Genomic DNA, 16,297 nt, shown 5'->3' on the forward strand with positions numbered 1-16,297 from the left:
TCCTGCCGGGCCCGGAAGGTCTCGAGGTAAAACTCGAAAAAGCCGATGCCGAAGGCCAGCATGATCGCGGGCAGCAGATAGGCAACGGAGTCAGGCGCAAAGGCCCCGATGCCAAAATAGAGCACCGGGATGAGCAGCGTCAGCGCGATGAAAGCAAGCCCCGCAGTCACGCGGATATCGGTCCCGCTGTCGTCGGCCGTGAAGGGCACGACCGAAGCCTTGATCCAGCCAAAGACCAACGCCGAAATCATCGCGGCAATGCTGAAGCCGACGATATAGATGCCGTATTCCTGGGGTGCCAGAACACGGGTGAAGATCACCACCGACGCGAAGCCGAACATTGCCGAAACAATGTTGGCGATCATGTATGAGGAGACCTGCCGGAACATCAGCCGCTATTGTTCCGCGCAGAAATCTTGGATGACTTGCATCATCGGCTTGGGCTTGTAGTCGGCATCGAGCGGCAGCGGCCGATTGGGCATGCCATCGGCACGGCTGAACCAGACCGGCACCCAGGTATGCTTGTCGCTGATGCCCCAGGTGAGCACGGCTTCGGGGCGTTTCCCCGCCCCAATGGCCTCGAGATAATCCTTGGCGCGCTGGGCAATGATGCCATCGCGCTCGATTTCGGGCCCCGGCAACAGATTGTCGATCACATCGAGTTCGGTCACCAGCACGGCAAGGTCCATGCTCGCAAGTTCGGCCACGAATGCGGTCAAGCCGGGCTTGTCGATGGTGAGCTCGCCCTGGATGTGACCCTGAAGGCCAATGGCGTGCAGCGGCACATCGCGCGACTTGAGGCCGCGCACCATGTCGAGAAACGCCTTGCGCTTGGCCCGCGCCTTGTCGTTGGATTGCTCGAAATCGAAGTCGTTGATGACGAGCTGGGCATTGGGATCGACTGCGGCGGCGGTGCGCAGCGCCAGTTCGATATAGTCGGGGCCGAGGTGCCTGAGCCAGATCGAGTCGCGATAGAGCGCGTCGGTCTTGGGGTGGTCGGCCATGGGCTCGTTGACGACGTCCCAACTACGCACGCGGCCTTTATAGCGTCCCACCACCGTTTCGATGTGATGCACCATCTCGGTCCTGGCCTCGTCGGCGCTGGCAATGGCCTCGACCCAATCGGGATTGGAGGCATACCAGACGAGCGTGTGCCCACGCATTTCCATGCCGTTCTTGTCGGCAAAGGCCATCAGGTCATCGGCGAGCTGGAAGGCGAAGGTCTCGCGCGTCGGGCGCAATTCCGACCACTTGAGATTGCCCTCGCCGACGACAAGCTGGCAGTAGTCGATAATGGCCTGCGGATAGACCGGATCGTCGATCATCGCCCCGTCGCGAATGGCCGCGCCATAGGGAATGGCCGCGCGCTTCGTTTGCGCAAAAGCCGGGGCCGGCAGAATGTACGGCAAGGCACCCGTGCCCAATGCACCGAGGACGAAGTCTCGCCTGCGCATGAAAGATACCCTTTGTCTGATGGCGCCGTCGCGCCCGGCAAAAGCCTATCCGTCACCATAGCTGCACTGGCCGAAAATCTCACTCGCGCAAGGCTGGCACCGTTAATGGCGGGCTAATTCGTCCTTTTGCATGAAGGAATTATCCAGACTTTCCGCCTAGACTTCCTCAGTCTTCCCGCGCCGGCCGATATTGTCCGCGCTGGAAACGAAAGTGCGATTGGCCCCGATGGAGGCGCCGGTGTCTGACATGAGCGCGCAGCCATACAACCCCCAGGGTGGGTGGTTTGCGTCCGCGCTTTTCGTCGTCGTCTTTTTCTACTTTTGGGTCGGGCTCGACCCCATGCCCAATCCCAGCACCAGTAGCCAGCTCGCCGCCTATGGCGAAAGCTCCAATGCCTTCAACCAGCTTATCGTGCTTGGCATGTCCGTGCTGGTCCTCACCATGCTGTTCCTGCACCCGGCGCGCGAACTGGCGCTGCGGGCCTATGGACCATTGGCGCTGGTTTTTGCCTGGATCGTGCTGACCATTTTCTTTTCCGATACGCCTGACGCGGCCCTCCGCCGCACCATCTATTCGGCGCTCGTCGTTCTCTCCGCTAGCGCCGTGTTGCTGTTGCCGCGCGACAATGCCCAGTTCGCCAGGCTCGTTGGCTTCTGTATTTTCTTTGCCGTCGGCCTTTCATATTTCGGCGTCCTCGCCTTTCCGGCCCGCGCCATCCATCAGGCAACCGATGCCGCCGAAGCCGCTCTTGCCGGCGATTGGCGCGGCCATTTCGGCCACAAGAACGTTGCCTCCGCCGCCATGGGCTTTGCCGTGTTCTTCGGCCTCTATCTGATGAAGACGCGCTCCTTTTGGCCCGGCCTGATCCTCACGGTGCTGGCGGCCATTTTTCTCCTCAATTCGGGCGGCAAGACCTCGGCCGCCATGCTGCCCGCCATTCTGGTTCTCGTCTGGATGTTCGAGCGCGCTGGCGCCTTCAAGACCATATTGGTTGCGGGCAGTCTCTTCCTTCTCAATGCCACCATTCTCTCGGTCGTCGCGGTGGCGCCGGTCAAGGATTTCGTCAATGGCGTCGGCATCGACGCGACCTTCACCGACCGCGCCTCGATCTGGCAGTTGGCGCTTGGCGCCATCGGCAGTCGCCCATTCACGGGTTACGGCTTTCAGTCCTTCTGGCAGACCGACGCGCTTTTTTATGGCAATCAATCGGCCACGACCTGGGCCGTCACTGCCGCCAATGCGCACAACGCCTATCTCGACCAGCTCATCAATGGCGGCGTGCCGCTGTTGATCCTGGTGCTTGTGTGGCTGGTTTTCCTGCCCAGCCATCACGCCTCGGTGGCGTTGAAGCGGGGGACCGATCCGGATTTGACCCGGCTCTATATCCGCATCTGGATGTTCGCGCTGTTCTCGAGCTCGTTCGAAAGCCCGTTCTTCGAGAACAATGGCCCGATATGGTTTACCATGCTGATTGCCGTGTTCGGTCTGCGCTTGCAGGCCTATGCCCATCTGGTGGAAAAACCCGCCGCCGGGCACTCTCAACTCTACCCGGCGCCAACGTGAGCGGCAGCAAGTGATGGGCCAAGAGCAAACAGCAAAGCCGATCCTCGCGGTTGTCTGCATTCCGACATTCCGCCGCCCTGATTGGCTCGAGCGCACGCTGAATTCCGTGCTGGCGCAAGAGACCGATTTTGGTTTCGCGATTGTTGTTGTCGACAACGATGCCGCCAAGGCCGAAGGCGCCGCGCGTGCCGGCACCATTCTGGCCGCCAGCGCCATACCAAACCTGATCCTCACCGAGCCCAACCAGGGCAATTGCCACGCCATCAACCGGGCCTTCACCGAGGCGCAGGCGGCGTTCGTTGAGGCTGAATTCTTCCTGATGATCGACGACGATGAAGAGGCAATGCCGAACTGGCTCGCCGCCATCGTCGCTACGGCCCAGAAGCAGAATGCCGACATCGTCGGCGGCCCGGTCCTCCGCCGCTTCGATGTCCCGGTGCCCAAGGCCATCGCCGAGCACCCGCTCTTTATTTCCATCGAGGGCACGACGCGCCCCGTCGATCAGATCCACGGTTCGGGCAATTGCCTCATTCGCCGCCGGGTTTTCAACGCCATGTCCAGGCCGCCCTTCGACGTGCGCTTCAACTTCCTTGGCGGCGGTGACATGGAATTCTTCACCCGCTGCAAGCTGGCGGGATTTGTCACCTGGTGGTGTGAGGAAGCGGTCATTCATGAGTTCGTGCCGGCCGAGCGCGTCACGGCGAAATTCCTGACGCGCCGCTCCATCCGTACCGGCAGCATCAATTATGTCGTCGACCGTACCCACATGCCGGCGGGCACTGCCACTCTGAAAAACATTGCTAGCCTCGGCCTTGGCGTTGTTCGCGGTGCTGCCGTGCTGGTTCGTACCGGCTCGTGGCTCGGCGCCAGCCATCCACTGCTTCTGCCCGTGGGCCGCATCATGGCGAGCCTGGGCATGTTGCCGACGCCCTATAAGGCTGCGCGCTAACCGAGCACCACGCGCCGGATCACATCGGCCGGCGTACTGGTGTGCGATTGGATGGTGATGGAGTTCTGGTGCGGCGCGAGCTGAGCGATGAAATCCGCCAGGCCCTTTTCGTCGAGCGCCGGCCCTTCCCAATAGGTGAGGCACCAGGAGGCCGTCGTGCGCTCATGCCGGTCCTTGATGGTCACATCGCCGGCGACGGCCGCGCCATAGATCAGATATTCGGAAAACTGCCGCTGCCTTGCGATTGCCGACCACCATGGCTTTCCCGACAGGTTCTCGATTTTCTCGACCATCTGCCGCACCGTCTCACGCTCCCAGACGATCATCGGTCCGATGAAATCGTCGCCGGGCAGCGCAGGGGCCGAAAGGCCGAGCAGCGCGTAGGCATTGTTGAGCCATTTGACATGGTTCGGCCGGTCGCCCTTGATGCCGTCCGGCGTCACGAAATGCGGTACCTTGTTGCTGCGGGTGACCTCGCTCAGATCGAACGACCGACAGAAGCAGTTGTCGGAATCGACGCACATGATCAGGTCGCTCTCCTGGGCGAGCGTCATGGCAATCTTGCGCAATTGCTGCAGGTGCCAGCCATAGACCGGCAGGCTCAGGCCCGGCGCCCAGAAATAGCGCCGGCCGCGCCAACGCCCGATCGACCAGAATTTTGGCAGCAGTTCCGAATTGGAAACGACCCGCCGTTTCGGTCCGGCAAGAGGCGAGAAGAGCGCCATGTCCTCGTCGCCGACGACGATGTAGTGCGTGTCATAGCCGGTGACGAAACGATCCATCGAGGCGCAGAGGAGCTGGCAGGCGGCAAAATCGCCCGAATAGCTCGGGGTAATCAGCGATATCGAACCGGCCATAGCGCCCTCCTCTGGGGTCAAGCCCCCTCAAGTCCATGTTAACGCTGGGAATCTAAGGTTGCGTTACGCAAAAGCCGAGACTTCGGCGCAGTCCGGGATGCATGGTGAGCCAGAACTATCTCGTATTCGTCTCTGCGGCCCGCCAGCTTTGTGGGGTCGAGGCCTTTTCGCGGCTGCTGGCGCGCCATTTTGGCGCCCGGGCAGAAACGCATGTGCTCGACGCTGACATGCCCGGGCTGGTGCGTGCGCTAGAGGGCAGGGATGCCGTCGTTTTCAATTTTCCGATCGTGGGCTGGAAGCGCCAGTTGTTCACGCCCGGTCTTGCCGCCGTTCTGGCCCGGCTCATGGGGCGGGATGTGGTGGTGTTCCTCCACGAATGGCTGGCGCTCGACTGGAAGCGGCGGATCGTTCTGGCGCCGGTTGTCCTTTGCGCCACGCGCCTGGCGTTTTCGGCGCCTGAAATCGCCGATGAATTTGCCCGGACCCGCTTTGCCCGCTTGGTCACGCGCAGGCGGCAGGTCGTGCCCATACCGCCCAATGTCCTGCCCGTCGGCGCAGAGAAGGCAAGCGATATCAGTCGCGCTCTGTCGGTCCAGCGGCAGGGCGGCCGGCTATTGCTTGGGCAGTTCGGCTCGATCTACCCCAAGAAGCAATCCGCCATCGTTCTGCAGGTCGCAGCGGAGCTGGTGCGGCAGGGCCATGACGTCGGCGTCGTTTTTGCCGGCTCCTTCATCAAGGGCCTCGATAATGTCGAAGAGAATTTCTTCGCCAGCGTGCGCGATCTTGGCCTTGCCGACCGGGTGACGGTGACGGGCTATGTGGCTGGCGATGACGAATTGGCGGCGATCTTCAAGGAGATCGACGTCTTTTGCTACCTGTTCCCCGAGGGGCTCACCTCGCGTCGGGGGAGTGTGCTTGCCGCAGCGCTTTCGGGCCATGCGGTCGTCGTCAATGCGCCCCTTGAGGCCAATGCCCTTGGTCATCACGGTCTCTTTCAGCGTCTGATCGAGACCCATGCCATTCGGCTCGTGCCGACCGAGGCTGATATTCCCACCGTTGCGGCAGCCGTACTGGCTGCCAGGCAAGAGCCGCCGGAGCCGCTCGATGCCGAGGCGGAGATCGCAAAACTCTGGCACTCGATCTGTGAGGGTATCGACGCATAAGCGATTTCGATCCAATGCAATCGATTGGCCCAAGTGCTGGTTAAGCCTCTATCGAAAAAGTGTTTTCCACGCGCTCGCGGGCGTGCGAGGGGAGTGGGAAATCGATCGAGGGTAGGGCCATGCGGCCGATTGAACTGAGCGAAATGACCCATCCCAAGGCAGAGCCAAACACCACGATCGGCGGCTTGCCCATTTCCGTTCTCGGCATGGAAGAATCCGCCCGCATTCTCGTGCGCACCGCACTACGTGCCCGTGGCCAGAACGCATTGCCGTTCTATTCGACGTCGGCCAATGGCCAGGTCATTGCGCTTGCCGCGGAAGACGCCAATTTCAAGCAGTTGCTGACGCAGGCCGACCAGATCCAGGCCGATGGCATGCCCATGGTGCGCCTCTCGGGCTATGTGTCGAGCGAAGAGCTCAGCGAACGTGTGGCAACCACCGATCTCGTGCATGCCGTGGCGCGCCTGTCGCAAAAAGCCGGGCTGCGCTTTTACTTCTTCGGCGCCACGCCCGAGGGCAATCGCAATGCCGTCGCCAATATGCAGGATCAATATCCCGACCTGATCTTTGCCGGCGCCCGCGATGGCTACTACAAGCCCGAGGAAGAGGCCGGGATCGTTGCCGATATCGTCGCGAGCAAACCCGACATTCTCTGGATTGGGCTCGGCGTGCCGCGCGAGCAGGAATTCGTCTCGCGCAATCTCGAGAACCTGCGCGGTATCGGGGTGATCAAGACCTCGGGCGGGTTGTTCGATTTTCTCTCGGGCAAGAACAGCCGCGCGCCGCAATGGATGCAAAGTGCCGGGCTCGAATGGGTCTATCGCACCATGATCGAGCCGCGGCGCCTGCTTGGTCGCTATCTCAAGACCAATCCTGCCGCCCTCTGGCAGATCATTTTCCACTCAAAGTAAGTCGCGTGGATCCGGCCCTGTCGGGTCGCCGTATCCTCGAACCTCAGGCTGCCCGCATGCGCGGCGGGGCCGTGGGGCGCGGCCGCTTGGCCGCGAGAAGGTATTGCAGGAACCCCAAGCCCGCTGCGAGAGCCAGACCCGCCACGAGGCCACCAATGAGCCCACCGGCGGCGAGCAGCACGGTGCGTGGGGGATAGCTGCGCGAAATCGGCGCCAGGGCCGGAGAGATGACGCGCACCTTGCTGGTGTTGAGTTGGCTGCGTTCGGCAACCTGCTGGGCGCGGGTCAGATAGGCTTCATAGATGGCCACGGTCGAGGTGGATGTGCGTTCGAGCTGGCGCAGTTCAAGCTCGGCCTGTTCGTCGGAAAAGACGCTGCCCAACTGGGTGCCGGCGGCATTGCTGAGCTGGTCAAAGACATCGCGGGCGCGCTGCAGGTCGATGCGGGCGCCCTCGACGATGCGCGACACTTCCTGGTCGACTTCGCCCTGCAAGGCGGTCTGTTCGGCGCGCGCCGTGGCAAGGCTCGGATGGCGGGGGCCGAGGGTGGCCGCCAGCGCATCGGCCTTCTGCTTGGCCGTGGCATAGTCGGTGCGCAATTGCGCCAGGGTTTCGGATTCCTGCGAACCGCCGCCGGCGCCCGAGGTCAGCGCTGCGTAGCGCGCTTCGGCGGCGATCAGGGTTTCACGGGCGGTATCGACCTGGCTGTTGATCTGCACGGCTGACTGGGCACTGAGCTGGCCATCACGATTGGCGGTCAGGCCATGTTCGCGGCGATAGTCGACAACGGCAGTTTCAGCTTTTGCCGCGTCATTGCGCAGTTCGGCGAGACGCTGGTTGAGGGCGTCCGAGGCGTTGCGGGCGCCGTCCGATTCCACGGCAGCCAGTTCGACAAGGAAGGCGCTGACCAAAGCGTCGGTCAGGATAGCAGATTTTTCCGGCGTATTGGCCCAGATCGAGGCGGTAACGACATAGGAGCGTTCTTCGCGGCTGACGCGGACACGGTCGCTTAGGGTCCGGACGGCGGCGATGCGCTTGTCCGCGTCCGAGGCGGCGGCGTTGTCGGCATCGGCGAATTCGGGGTCGCTGGTCAGGTCGAGCTGGTCGACGACGCGGCCGAGCACGCTGATCGAGTTGAGGATGCGCATCTTGCTCTCGACATCGATCAACTGCGCTTCGCCCGACGAGACGCGCGTATAGAGATCGTCAGCCACGAGCTGCAGGTCGTTGGGGTCGAGCAGGATGTCGGAATAGCTGGTGTAGCGCGGCGGGATCATCGTGCCGGCGGCATAGCCGGCGAAACCACCGAGCACTGCGAGGATGACGACGACCAGCCAGAAGCGTCGTACCCAGCCGATTATGACGAACGGGGTGACGCTGGCGAGGAGGCTTGGTCCAGTGCGCTTGGGCATTGCGGCAGTGGCCGGGTCGCGCTCAACGGCGCGCAGCGGCGCAGCACTGGGCTGAGGCGCTGGTGCGTCTGGCTTGAGGGACTGGTACATGAGGCTCGGCCGTCTGAGAGTTCCAGCCTTAAATATAGGCCAGAACCCGACAATTCGCTTGGCCTAATGCCCAACGAGGTTAAGGAGAACCTGCTTACTCGGCCGGCTCGGCGATCGCCGCCTCACTGGGCAATGCGCTCGGCAAATAGAGGCGGAGCGGACGGATTTCGTAGGAGCCCTGCCCGGGATTGGCGACAGCCAGCCTTTTGGCGAAGGCGACGGCCTCGTCGATGGTTTCGACGTCAGCGACGTAAAAGCCCAGAAACTGCTCCTTGGTCTCGGCAAAGGGACCATCGAAGACCACGTGCTCGCCATTGGCCTTGCGCAGGGTCTTGGCTTCAGTGGTGTTCTCGAGACGCACCACGGGGCCGAGGCGGCCATCGTGGCGCAGTTCATCCTGAACCTTGCCGAGCCTGATCATGCAGGCCTCGTCTTCTTCCTTGGTCCAGGCGGAAACGGCCTTCTCGTCATTATAGCACAAAACGGCATAGAGCATGTTGCACCTTCCTCTCCCAGGGGATGCACTATGCCCATCGCCGCATGAAAATCCAGTCTTTAGGGGACCGGGTCCTTGGCCGGACGGGCAATGGTCGCCGTGGCGCCGATCGAGGCGATGATGATCGCCGCCATGCCGCCAACCTGTCCCAGCGTCAGCCTTTCCCCGAGGATGACGAGACCCGACAGCGCCGCCAAAGCCGGCTGTCCGCTCATCAGAATGCCGAAGAGCCGGGCGGGGATATGGGGCAGGGCGACCATGTCGAGCGCATAGGGAATGGCACTTGAGAGGAGGGCAACGGCAAGGCCAAGCGGCAGGATTGCCGGATCGATCAGGGCCGGACCGGCACTGGCAATGCCGAAGGGCAGGGCGATGAGCGCAGCGGTCGCGACCCCGAGCGCGGCAATGTGCGGACCGCCACCGGTGCCGGCCTTCTGCCCGAAGATGATGTAGCCCGCCCAACAGGCGCCGGCGCAGAGCGCGAGGCCGATGCCGAGCGGGGAAATATCGCTGGCAAACCCGGTCCAGGGCAGCAGCATGGCAAACCCGCATACCGCGAGGCCAATCCAGATGAAATCCATGGGTTTGCGGGCGCCAAACAGTGCCACCGCCAAAGGCCCGGTAAATTCGAGCGCCACGGCGATCCCAAGCGGAATGTGCTCGAGCGCCGCATAGAAAAAGAGGTTCATGGCGCCCATGACGACGCCATAGAGCAGCACCGCGCGCCACTGCCTACCGTCGAGCTTGTAGCGCCAGGGGCGGAAGACGATGACCAGCACGATCGCGGCCAGGGTCAGGCGCAGTGCCGTCGCGCCATTGGCACCCACCAGGGGAAACAGCATCTTGGCAAAGCTGGCGCCGGTCTGGGTGAAAACCATGCCGAGCGCGACGAAAAGAACGGGAACGAGGATAGACTGGGGTCGCACGGGAAGGCTTTCAGGCAATATGTGGGGCGCTTCAGTGGAAAAGGCCGGTGCCCGCCGAATCCTTGTAGCGTATATCGGCCGCCGCGAGGAGTTTTGGATCGAGCAGCCGCGCATTGATGCCGAGGTTTTCCCGGCCGGCCTTGCGCGGATACCAGTGGGTCACGCAGCCGCAGCCCGAACAGCGATGGAAATCGACGTTCTTGCCGCCCCAGGCATAGGTGTCGGTGGGGGTCTTGGTTTCGATCACCACTTCGGCAATGGCATAATAGCTCCAGAGCACGCCATAGCGCCGGCAGAGACTGCAATTGCAGTGGGTGATTTCAGCAGGCGCCTTGGGCAAGCGGATCGACACGGCACCACAATGGCACGTGGCAAGCAAATCCTGCGTCGCATCCGGCATGGTGTCCGCCCCCGTTCGATGACGCTGCTTAGCCGTTTCTGCGCAAGCCGGGCAAGGGATTTAGCAACTGCCAGATTGACCCGACTCCCGCAATTCTTTAGCCCTGTTGGCCGAGAACAAAGGAGGAATGCCGATGGAGTATCGCTATCTCGGACGCTCGGGCCTCAAAGTCTCGGTCCTCACCATGGGAACCATGACTTTCGGCGGCAGCGAGAAGATCGGCAATACCAGTCCGGCCGACGCCGCGCGCCAGGTCGACCTCTGCCTCGAAGCCGGCATCAACCTCTATGACACCGCCAATGTCTACAATGCCGGCGTGTCGGAAGAAATCCTGGGCGACATTCTCAAGGAGAATGGCCGCCGCCAGAAAGCGCTGATCGCGACGAAAGTGCGCTTCAAGATGGGCGACGGGCCCAACGATATTGGCCTGTCGCGTCATCACATCATCGAGCAGTGCAAGGCCAGTTTGAAGCGCCTCAAGACCGACGTGATCGATCTTTATCAGGTGCACGAATGGGACGGCAAAACGCCCATCGAAGAGACGATGGAGGCGCTCGATACGCTCGTTCGTCATGGCCATGTGCGCTATATCGGCTGTTCCAACTATTCCGGTTGGCACATGATGAAGGCGCTGATGGCCGCCGAAAAGCGCGGTGGCCAGCGTTTCGTTTCCCAGCAGATCCATTATTCGCTGCATAGCCGCGACGCCGAATACGAACTCGTGCCGGTTTCGCAGGATCAGGGCCTTGGCATTCTCGTCTGGTCGCCGCTGGCCGGCGGGTTGCTCTCCGGAAAATATCGCCGCGACAGCGAGCCCGACTCCGGCCGGCATGTCGGCGGTTTCCGTGAGCCGCCGGTCTATGATTGGGAAAAGCTCTATTCGGTCATCGATACGCTCGTTGCCATTGCCGAAGCGCGCGGTGTGTCCGGCGCGCAGGTGGCGCTCGCCTGGCTGCTCGGCCGGCCGGGCGTTACCTCCGTCATCATCGGCGGGCGCAATGAAAGCCAGTTCCGCGACAATATCGCGGCGGCCAGTTTCAAGCTCACTGCCGAGGAGCGAAAGCGTCTTGACGATGTCAGCCGCCCGCCGCTGCTCTATCCATATTGGCACCAGTCGTTTAGTGCACAGGACCGGTTGAGCCCTGTCGATCTCGACCTGATCGGACCCTATGCCGAGGAGTTTTCGCGTGGCTGATTTTCTGTTCGAGCCGCATGCGCCTGTGTCCATTCCCATCGCCCGCGGTGGGCTCTTTGCCGTGCGCCGGGTCTATTGCGTGGGCCGCAATTATGCCGAGCACATCAAGGAAATGGGCAATGACGTGCGCGATCCGCCGTTCTTCTTTGCCAAGCCCGCCGATGCTGTCGTGGTCGGTGGCGCTGCAATCCCCTATCCGCCCCAGACCGAAGATTTCCATCACGAGGTGGAGCTGGTGGTTGCCATCGGCAAGGACGGCGCTGACATCACCGTCGAGAATGCCCTCGACCACGTCTATGGCTATGCCTGCGGTCTCGACATGACGCGGCGCGACCTTCAGGCGATTGCCAAGAAGGCGGGCCGTCCGTGGGAAATGGCCAAGGGCTTTGACGCCTCTGCCCCCGTCGGCACGATCGAACCGGCCAGTGTCATCGGTCATCCGCAAAGCGGGGCGATTTCGCTCTCGGTCAATGGCGTCGAGCGGCAGCGTGGCGACCTCGGCGACCAGATATGGAGCGTTGCCGAAACCATCGCCTATCTCAGCCAGTTCGTGACGCTCAAGGCGGGCGACATCATCATGACGGGCACGCCGGCCGGCGTGAGCGCCGTGGTCAAGGGCGATGTGCTGGAGGGCGCGATCGCCGGCGTTGGCAAGGTTCGGACGGTGATTGCCTGATGACGACACCGGTCTGGTCGGGACAGCAGGACGCGGCGCTGATTGCCGTTTCCAAATGGCTCAAGGACAAGAATGGTCCGCAGGTCTTTCGCCTGTTCGGCTGGGCCGGCACCGGCAAGTCGACGCTTGCCGTGCATCTGGCGCAGGATATCCGTTCGGTCAAATATGCCGCCTTTACCGGCAAGGCCGCGCTCGTCATGCGAAAGCGCGGCTGTAAGGGCGCGCAGACGATCCACTCGCTGATTTACACCCTGGTCTCCGAGAAGGAAGGCGAGCCGCGTTTCGTGCTCGATCCGGAAAGCCCGGCCGCCGATGCCGATCTCATCGTCATCGATGAAGTCTCGATGGTCGACGAGCAACTGGGCGCCGATCTTCTCTCGTTCGGGGTAAAGATCCTGGTGCTCGGCGACCCCTTCCAGTTGCCGCCGGTACAGGGCGCCGGGTTCTTCACCACCGAAGAGCCCGATGTCATGCTCACCGAAATTCACCGCCAGGCGGCCGATAATCCGATCATCCAGCTCTCGATGGCCGTGCGCGAAGGCGGCTTTCTCGAACATGGCCGCTATGGCGAGAGCATTGTCGTGGGCCGCGACAAGGTCGATCGCGACGCCGTGCTCGAGGCCGATCAGGTGCTGGTCGGCCGCAACAAGACGCGCCTCACCTACAATGACCGCCTGCGCGAATTAAAGGGCCTGCCGTTCCACGAACCGGTGGTCGGCGACCGCATGGTGTGCCTCCGCAATAATCCGCGCAAAAAACTCCTCAACGGGCAGATCTGGATCGTCACCGACGCCACGCGCCGCTCGAACGGCAAGTGGTCCCTCATGCTGGCCGATGATGAAGGCAAGGGCGAAGCCAAGGTTCTAACCCACAAGGCCTTCTTCGCGGGCGAAGAAGAGAGCATGGCCTGGACCGAGCGGCGCCAGTTCGACGAGTTCACCTTTGGCTATTGCCTCACGGTCCACAAGGCGCAGGGCAGCCAGTGGGACAATGTCTATCTGTTCGACGAGAGTTTCGTGTTTCGCGAGGAGCGGGCGCGCTGGCTCTATACCGGCATTACCCGCGCCGCCGAGCGCATCACCATCATTAGCTGAAGTCACAGTTCAGCCAAGTTTGCCCCGTCTCTAGAGTTTCTCATCAGGCGCAGCCAAGGGATTGATCTTTCGAGGTCTTTGCTTCTTGCGCCTGACACGGTGATACCCCATCATCATACTAGAGTTTCTCGCCCCGGAGGACGGCCGATGCACCACGATACCCCCCTGATCACCACGATCGTCGCGGGTTTGGTGCTAGCCTATATCTTCGGCATGCTGGCCAATAAGCTGCGCCTGCCCCCGCTCGTCGGCTATCTCTTTGCCGGTGTGCTCGCCGGTCCCTATACGCCGGGCTTTGTCGCCGATCAGGCGCTGGGTGCCGAATTGGCCGAGCTTGGCGTCATCCTCCTCATGTTCGGCGTCGGCCTTCATTTCTCGCTCAAGGACCTGATGAGCGTGCGGGCATTGGCCATTCCCGGCGCCATAGCCCAGATCGCGGTGGCGACGGCTTTGGGTGCCGGCCTCGGCCTGATGCTCGGCTGGGACCTCGGCGGTTCGCTGCTCTTTGGTCTGGCGCTCTCCGTCGCCTCGACGGTCGTGCTGCTCAAGGCGCTGCAGGATCGCCGCCTCATCGAGAGCGAGCGCGGGCGCATTGCCGTCGGCTGGCTCATCGTCGAAGATCTCGCCATGGTGCTGGCGCTGGTGCTGATCCCGGCCATTGCCGGGCTCAACGGCACCGATACCGGCGTGCACGATCCCTTCGTTTCCTTTGTCGAGCGCATCTTCAATGCCGATGTCGGCATCTGGGGCGTTCTGGCCATTACGCTCGTCAAGATCGCCGCCTTTGTCGGCTTCATGCTCATTGTGGGCCGCAGGGTCATTCCCTGGGCGTTGCACTTCACCGCCCATACCGGCAGCCGCGAGCTGTTCCGCCTCGCCGTGCTCTCGATCGCGCTCGGCGTGGCGCTGGGTTCGGCCGTGCTCTTCGGCGTGTCGCTGGCGCTCGGCGCCTTCTTTGCCGGCATGATCCTTTCCGAAAGCGAGCTCAGCCATCGCGCCGCCAACGAAACGCTGCCGCTGCGCGACGCTTTTGCGGTGCTGTTCTTCGTCTCGGTGGGCATGCTGTTCGACCCATCGATCATTCTCACCGATCCGCTGCCGGTTCTGGCGACGGTGTTCATCATCGTCATCGGCAAGTCGCTGGCCGCCTTTGCCATCGTGTTGCTGTTCCGCCGTCCGGCGGGCACGGCGCTGACCATTTCGGCGAGCCTCGCGCAGATCGGCGAATTCTCCTTCATCCTTGCCAGTATGGGCGTTAGCCTCGCCATCATGCCCGAAGAGGGCCAGGACCTGATCCTTGCCGGCGCGCTGATCTCCATCGTGCTCAACCCGATCGTGTTCTTCATCCTCGAATTTTTGCGCCCCCGCGTCGAAGCCCGCTTTGGCGGCCGCGTCGCGGCGGCTGGCGGACCCGACATCCGGGTCGAGCCGGGCGATCTGGCCGCCGCCTCGCGCGGTCCTGCGACCACGGACATGCCGCGCGAGGCCGCCATCGAGCGTGGTGCGCCGGGCCCCGATGATGATGTCGTCGAACCCCTGAAGGTCACCGGGCATTCCGTGCTCGTCGGCTACGGCCAGGTGGGCCGCATCGTTGCCGATGGGCTCAAGGCGGCGGGCCGCGACATCGTTGTTATCGAGGATTCCGACCACGACGTTGCTGCCGCGCGCGCCGCAGGGCTCGAAGTCATCTATGGCAATGCCGCGAGCCAGAAGACCCTCAAGCTCGCCAATCTCGGCGGCGCCAAGAACCTGCTCGTGGCCATTTCCAACGCTTTCGAGGCCGGCACGGTCTGCGAGAGCGGCCGCAAGCTCAATCCCAATATCAGCATCATCGCCCGGGCCTATTCCGAGGAAGAGGAGGATTTCCTCCGCGGCCTTGGCGCCACCGTGGTCATCCGCGGCGAGCGCGAAATCGGCAAGGGTATCCTGGCGCTGCTGCGCGACGAACTGCCGGCAAAGCCTGCCGTGCCGGTTGAAGCCGCCGGCCCCCTACCGCCGAGCGAAAATATCCTCGCCCAGGCCGCCGCGATTGTCGCGGTGGCAGAGCCGGTCATCCCCATGCCTGCGGTCGCAGCCGAAACACCGGTCGAGCCGGAAGTGCTAGCAGAGCCCGAGGCCCCCATCGAGATCGAACCGGTCGAGGTGATCCCGGTGGTCGAGGCGCCAGTGGTCATCGAATTGCCGCCCCCGACGCCGGAACCCGAAGTGGCTGAATTGCCGCCGGCCGACCTCGTCGTTGTCGAACCGGCCGACGCCGCGGAGAACGAGGAAGACAAGGCCGCGGAAACGCCGTCCATCGGCGAGGCCCCACCGGCCATCGACGAGGTCATTGTGTTGCCGCCCGAGACGGCGGAGACAAGTGCCGATGAACCGGCCGAGGTGGTTGAAGCCGAGGTTGTTGCGAACGTAGAGCCCACCGAGACTGTCGACGACGCCGAGGCGTCAGAGACCGTCGAAGAGGTGGTCGTGGTTGAGCCTCTCGACGTCGAAGAGGAAAAGCCCGAGCAAGAGGCTGAAGAGACGAAAGAGGCCGAGCCGGACGTGCCGGTGGTCAAGCCGGAGCCGAGGGAGTAGGCCGGGTCATGATGTCGCAAAAGGCCAAGTATGCGCTGAGAGCCCTTGTGGCATTGGCCCGGGCCGGGCGCGGCGAGAGCCGCATGATCGGCGAGATTTCCCGCGACCAGGCGATCCCCAAAAAGTTCCTCGAACAGATCCTGCTGGAGCTCAAGCGCGCCGGCCTCGTTTCAAGCCGGCGCGGTCGCATGGGTGGCTATGAGCTGGTCAAGGCGCCCGAAGAGATCATGTATGGGGAAGTGCTGCGCCTGATCGACGGGCCGATCGCGCCTTTGCCTTGTCTCTCGAAAATCGCCTATCGCAAATGCGAGGACTGCAAGGAAGAAAGCTCCTGCGAAATCCGCCACGTCTTCGAGCGGGTGACCCTCGCCACCCGCGCCGTGCTCGACAGCACGAGCCTGGCGGATTCGCTCAACCTCGAAGACTTGCCGGTCGACGAAGTCGCCTGAGTATTTTTATCCTTCGCCGGTGACGTCGCCCAACACCGCGTCATCCTCGGGCTTGACCCGAGGACACTTCACTTGGCTTGAGCGTGAA

14 protein-coding genes and 2 pseudogenes are annotated in these 16,297 nt (G+C 62.7%); 9 read left to right on the forward strand and 7 right to left on the reverse strand.

Annotated elements, in window-relative coordinates; all coding sequences use genetic code 11:
- Positions 1-365 (reverse strand): annotated as a pseudogene (locus ABW043_RS21285) (polysaccharide biosynthesis protein); the annotation flags it as partial.
- A 30-nt stretch (positions 366-395) separates the two neighbouring features.
- Positions 396-1,454, reverse strand: a complete 1,059-nt coding sequence (locus ABW043_RS21290; RefSeq protein WP_353923199.1) for an endo-1,4-beta-xylanase — start codon at positions 1,452-1,454, stop codon at positions 396-398.
- 247 nt (positions 1,455-1,701) lie between these two features.
- Here ABW043_RS21290 and ABW043_RS21295 point away from each other — a divergent pair, with 247 nt between their 5' ends.
- Together ABW043_RS21295 and ABW043_RS21300 are read left to right on the forward strand one after the other, a co-directional pair.
- A complete protein-coding gene (locus tag ABW043_RS21295) occupies positions 1,702-3,018 on the forward strand; it encodes an O-antigen ligase family protein (RefSeq protein WP_353923200.1) in 1,317 nt (438 codons plus the stop codon).
- Between the two features lie 13 nt (positions 3,019-3,031).
- Positions 3,032-3,967: a glycosyltransferase family 2 protein gene (locus tag ABW043_RS21300; protein ID WP_353923201.1), complete on the forward strand. Its 936-nt coding sequence runs from the start codon at positions 3,032-3,034 to the stop codon at positions 3,965-3,967.
- On the opposite strand, the gene ABW043_RS21305 is transcribed toward ABW043_RS21300, so the two are convergent.
- The gene (locus tag ABW043_RS21305; RefSeq protein ID WP_353923202.1) at positions 3,964-4,824 is read right to left on the reverse strand and encodes a DUF6492 family protein; all 861 of its coding nucleotides are present in this window, start codon (positions 4,822-4,824) and stop codon (positions 3,964-3,966) included. The two genes, ABW043_RS21300 and ABW043_RS21305, sit on opposite strands and share 4 nt — an antisense overlap.
- 101 nt (positions 4,825-4,925) lie before the next feature.
- On the opposite strand from ABW043_RS21305, the gene ABW043_RS21310 reads away from it, so the two are divergent.
- The gene (locus ABW043_RS21310; RefSeq protein WP_353923203.1) at positions 4,926-5,987 is read left to right on the forward strand and encodes a glycosyltransferase; all 1,062 of its coding nucleotides are present in this window, start codon (positions 4,926-4,928) and stop codon (positions 5,985-5,987) included.
- A 119-nt stretch (positions 5,988-6,106) separates the two neighbouring features.
- Positions 6,107-6,898: a WecB/TagA/CpsF family glycosyltransferase gene (locus ABW043_RS21315; RefSeq protein ID WP_353923204.1), complete on the forward strand. Its 792-nt coding sequence runs from the start codon at positions 6,107-6,109 to the stop codon at positions 6,896-6,898.
- A 43-nt stretch (positions 6,899-6,941) separates the two neighbouring features.
- Here the strand turns inward: ABW043_RS21315 and ABW043_RS21320 are convergent, their stop codons facing one another.
- From ABW043_RS21320 to ABW043_RS21335, 4 genes are all read right to left on the reverse strand, one after another.
- The gene (locus ABW043_RS21320; RefSeq protein ID WP_353923205.1) at positions 6,942-8,399 is read right to left on the reverse strand and encodes a GumC family protein; all 1,458 of its coding nucleotides are present in this window, start codon (positions 8,397-8,399) and stop codon (positions 6,942-6,944) included.
- Positions 8,400-8,493: 94 nt separating this feature from the next.
- The gene (locus ABW043_RS21325; protein ID WP_353923206.1) at positions 8,494-8,895 is read right to left on the reverse strand and encodes a YciI family protein; all 402 of its coding nucleotides are present in this window, start codon (positions 8,893-8,895) and stop codon (positions 8,494-8,496) included.
- Positions 8,896-8,954: 59 nt separating this feature from the next.
- Positions 8,955-9,821 carry an EamA family transporter gene (locus tag ABW043_RS21330; RefSeq protein WP_353923207.1) on the reverse strand — a complete coding sequence of 289 codons (867 nt, stop codon included), beginning with the start codon at positions 9,819-9,821 and terminating at the stop codon, positions 8,955-8,957.
- 31 nt (positions 9,822-9,852) lie between these two features.
- Complete coding sequence (locus ABW043_RS21335) at positions 9,853-10,221, reverse strand: GFA family protein (RefSeq protein WP_353923208.1); 369 nt, start codon at positions 10,219-10,221, stop codon at positions 9,853-9,855.
- 133 nt (positions 10,222-10,354) lie between these two features.
- On the opposite strand from ABW043_RS21335, the gene ABW043_RS21340 reads away from it, so the two are divergent.
- From ABW043_RS21340 to ABW043_RS21360, 5 genes and pseudogenes are all read left to right on the forward strand, one after another.
- Entirely contained in the window at positions 10,355-11,416 is a 1,062-nt protein-coding gene (locus tag ABW043_RS21340; protein ID WP_353923209.1) for an aldo/keto reductase, read from the forward strand.
- On the forward strand, positions 11,391-12,092 hold the full coding sequence (locus ABW043_RS21345; RefSeq protein ID WP_502908688.1) for a fumarylacetoacetate hydrolase family protein: 702 nt from the start codon (positions 11,391-11,393) through the stop codon (positions 12,090-12,092). Before ABW043_RS21340 ends, ABW043_RS21345 begins: the two co-directional genes overlap by 26 nt.
- The gene (locus ABW043_RS21350) at positions 12,092-13,186 is read left to right on the forward strand and encodes an ATP-dependent DNA helicase (RefSeq protein WP_353923211.1); all 1,095 of its coding nucleotides are present in this window, start codon (positions 12,092-12,094) and stop codon (positions 13,184-13,186) included. Before ABW043_RS21345 ends, ABW043_RS21350 begins: the two co-directional genes overlap by 1 nt.
- A 147-nt stretch (positions 13,187-13,333) precedes the next feature.
- A pseudogene (locus ABW043_RS21355) lies at positions 13,334-15,115 on the forward strand (cation:proton antiporter domain-containing protein); the annotation flags it as partial.
- Between the two features lie 653 nt (positions 15,116-15,768).
- The gene (locus tag ABW043_RS21360; protein ID WP_353923212.1) at positions 15,769-16,209 is read left to right on the forward strand and encodes an RrF2 family transcriptional regulator; all 441 of its coding nucleotides are present in this window, start codon (positions 15,769-15,771) and stop codon (positions 16,207-16,209) included.
- The last annotated feature ends 88 nt before the right edge of the window (positions 16,210-16,297 follow it).

Origin of the sequence: Devosia sp. (assembly GCF_040509215.1) — a bacterium.
In the GTDB taxonomy this organism is placed as follows: Bacteria; Pseudomonadota; Alphaproteobacteria; order Rhizobiales; family Devosiaceae; genus Devosia.